Origin of the sequence: Neptunicoccus sediminis, from assembly GCF_001719615.1 — a bacterium.
GTDB lineage: Bacteria > Pseudomonadota > Alphaproteobacteria > Rhodobacterales > Rhodobacteraceae > Amylibacter > Amylibacter sediminis.
This window is the reverse complement of record NZ_MDVX01000060.1, coordinates 1-3,250: the sequence shown is the minus strand read 5'-3', so window position 1 is coordinate 3,250 and position 3,250 is coordinate 1. Positions and strand designations below refer to the sequence as shown.

General features: G+C 64.3%; 3 protein-coding genes and 1 pseudogene. All 4 read right to left on the bottom strand.

The window, feature by feature from the left end; genetic code table 11:
* Positions 1 to 94: pseudogene (locus BFV97_RS19280) on the bottom strand (DUF6927 domain-containing protein); the annotation flags it as partial.
* Between the two features lie 102 nt (positions 95 to 196).
* Positions 197 to 790 carry a regulator gene (locus BFV97_RS18185; RefSeq protein ID WP_069301769.1) on the bottom strand — a complete coding sequence of 198 codons (594 nt, stop codon included), beginning with the start codon at positions 788 to 790 and terminating at the stop codon, positions 197 to 199.
* A 76-nt stretch (positions 791 to 866) separates the two neighbouring features.
* Positions 867 to 2,849, bottom strand: a complete 1,983-nt coding sequence (locus BFV97_RS18180; protein ID WP_069301768.1) for a ParB/RepB/Spo0J family partition protein — start codon at positions 2,847 to 2,849, stop codon at positions 867 to 869.
* Positions 2,850 to 3,008: 159 nt separating this feature from the next.
* A partial coding sequence (locus tag BFV97_RS18175) for a DUF3768 domain-containing protein (protein WP_157888377.1) occupies positions 3,009 to 3,250 on the bottom strand: 242 nt, incomplete at its 5' end.

Sequence of the window (3,250 nt, the reverse complement as noted above, 5' to 3'; positions counted from 1 at the left end):
GCGTGTCGCCCTCGAAGGTGCAGAGCCGGGCGATTTCCGCTTTCTCATCCGCGTAGGTCTGGACGCGGCCGTCGGTGTAGAAGAGCCATCCCATCTCAGAGTCCTTTCTCTCATTGGGGAAATTGTTGTCGCCAATGTCCCGAGAGGGCCGCAGGCCTGGCAGGGAATTGGCGATGCTTGTTTGAGAAAGGGCGCGTTACGCCGCCCTCCGGTCATCGATTTCCATCAGCGCATCGAGCGGCACGCGGTAGGGCTGCATGGCGTCGAAATCCTCGCAATTGCCGCAGTTCTGCACGATCGCGAAGGTGTCGCAGGCATCCTTGAGGATAACCCGGAAGGTGCCGCCGAGGCCCGAGGGCACTTCGTAGGTCCCGCCGATGAGATAATCCGAAGCCCGGCGCACGAAGACACGGATGCTGTGGCCATCGGTTGCGAGCCGGATCGCCCCCCGCCCCCGGTCGATGAGCACCTGCACGTCATCCAGGATGTCGGTGTAGAACTGGCCGGTCAGATCGCGAAACGCCATGCGGCGCTGCGCCATCCAGTCGGTGTCCCGAAACGGGTTCATGCCATCGGCGAAGGCGAAGGAGGGATCGGCCTGCTCGGTCGTGACGATACGGGTGGTCGTGCCATCGATGCCGTTCGAGCGCAGATGCACACCATTGCCAACGATCAGGATCAGGGCCGGCCTGTCCACGGGCCCGTTCCAGTTGGGCAGGAAGGTCTGGCAGGCGCGCGCATGTGCGATTTGCGCCGCGACAGCGGAGGCAGAGAACTTGAGAATAGCCATGAGGATGTCTTTCGGTTGGGTGTGGGGGGGGCGACCCGCGCGGGGGGCATGGTCCACGCGCGGGTCACTTGATGCATCAGGCCGCTTGCGCGACCGCGCTGGCAGGCTCGGGGGTTTCCGCAGCGGGCTCCGCCTCATCAAAGGCGATACCGGCGGTCTGCATCATCGGCGGGCACCAGGCGGCCACGGCAGCGCGCTGCGCGTCCGTCAGTGTGGCGAAGGGTTCAGCGAAGAGCTTGTCGCAGAAGGCGACGATCTCCTTCTTGCTCGATGAGGCGAGCGTCACCGCCTCCTGGGCGAGACCCAGATCCTCACCGAGGATCCTCAGGAGCCAGGCCTTTTTAAAGCGATTGAAGAGCGCCGCGTTCGGCGTCCAGTGGGCGCGGATGTCGGGCATGATCTCGATCTCGAACGCATGCATCAGGCTGTCGCGCTGGCGGTCCCGCGCGAAGCAAGACTGCGTGGTGCTGGCCGCGGCATAGGCCACGAGCTTGGCCTTCTCGCCTGCCTCCAGCGCGCGGAACGCCGCGAACTGATCGGCAGGGGACCGGGTGTCATCGAGCCAGGAGAGGTCCAGCACATCATGCGCCGCCGCCGCCTGCTCGAGCGAGGTCTCGTCGATCTCGTCCATCTTGGCATGGCTGCGGTATTCCTTGCGGGCATCGATCTTGATCGCCTGCGTGACACTCATGCCACTGGCCAGAACGTCACTGACCAGCTTGAAGAGCGTCAGATCGAGCGTGGCCTCCGGATGCAGCGCCATCGCGGCCCCGAGCGCCATGGCCCGCTCGGTCTTGAGGTCCTCGGCCAGCGAGGCCGGGTAGGTGATTTCGCCGGCGTCCGGTGCCTCCTCCCCCGTCGGGTTGACCGACGAGCCGCGCGCGCCCTCCTCTTTCACGGTGTCCTCGGGGCGCACGAGGCCGATGTAGAGCGTCACCTGCCCGTTCGACCAGGACGCAATCACACCGGCGCGGGCGAGGTCCTCGGCGCTATAGGCCTCCTGCAGATCGCGGGCTTCCTCTTCCAGAGCGTCCACGCGCTCGTAAAGGGCATTGTAGGCATCGTCTTCGAGCCCCTCATCCTCCATCTCGAGTTGCAGTTTCTCAAGTTCAGCGGTGATCTCATCCACGCGCTTCTGGGCGGTCTCATCCGGCTCGACGGGTCCTGGGTAGACGCGGCCATATTCGGCCATGGTCGCGTAATCATAGCGCACCATTGCATCGGCCCAGGCAAAGCCCAGCTTTATGCGAGCCTCTTCGGCGGCGGCCCCGAGCTTCTCGAGTAGGATGGTTTCGACCAGCGCCGCATCCTCGAGCACTGAATGCTCTTCCAGCAGATCGGCCGCGATCGCTCCGCCGCGGGCCTCATAGTCCTCGCGCACGAAGGCCCCGATATCATCGCTGACCTGGACGCCGCGGGACTTGAGCGCCTGGCGGACTGTATAGGCCTGCAGGTAGCTATCTTCCTTGGTGAGCGCCTCGAAGACCTCGCGCTGCACCTCCTGGCTCGGATGCTCCGCAAAGGCCTTCATCGTGTCGAGCGTGATGGTCTTAGCCCGGGCCGCAGCGCGAATGTCGGGGTGGATCAGACCGTAGCGCAACCGGCCTTTCACGGCCGCCACCGTGGTGCCGAAGGTCTTGGCGATCGTCTCGGGCGTCTGGCCGTCGACTTCCATCATCCGGGCGAAAGCCTCGAACTCGTCGATGGCGTTCATGGGGGCCTGGGTGATGTTCTCGGCGAGGGACAGCGCCGTCGTCACGTCGCAATCCTCGGGCACAAGGCGGCAGTCGACCTTGGTTTTCGCGGTGAACCCCTTCTCGCTCTTGTCCGCGACCAGCTCCTTCAGGGCTGCATGGCGCCGTCCACCGGCCAGCACGGCGTATTTGCCGTCGAACTTCTGGACGAGGAGCGGCTGCAGGAGGCCCAGCACAGCGATGCTGGCCTTCAGATGCGCGATGTTCTCGGGGTCATAGGTTTCCGGCGCGTTGCTGCGCACATTGGCGGCATGCGGGACGAGATCGCCGATAGCGACGGTGAGGGGGGCAAAACTTGTGGTCATGGGATATCCTTCCAGATGGGTTAGGTGTGGCCCGCGCCTCTACGCGCGGGACCAATCCCCGGCTTCGGGGATCACCACGAAAAAAGGCCCGCTTTGCCTTTTTTGGGGGCAGCGGGCCTTAGTCGTCTGAGATGTCACGGGGAGGCGTCCCCTGCCCTTCTACCAGTCGCGCGCCAGCATGACGGTCAGTACGCGCATTGTGGTCACGGGATTGCCCGGGGTCTCGGCCCCGTAGCGGAAATCCGAATCCGCTTCATAGAGATCGATTTTCCAGAACACGGTCTCGCCCCGGATCTCGACCGCCCCGAAATCATGCCATCCCTCGGGATCATTGTCCTGCTCAAAGGTGGTAAACTCACCGGTGGCTTTCACCGCCTCGGCCATAAAGCCGTCACCGGCCT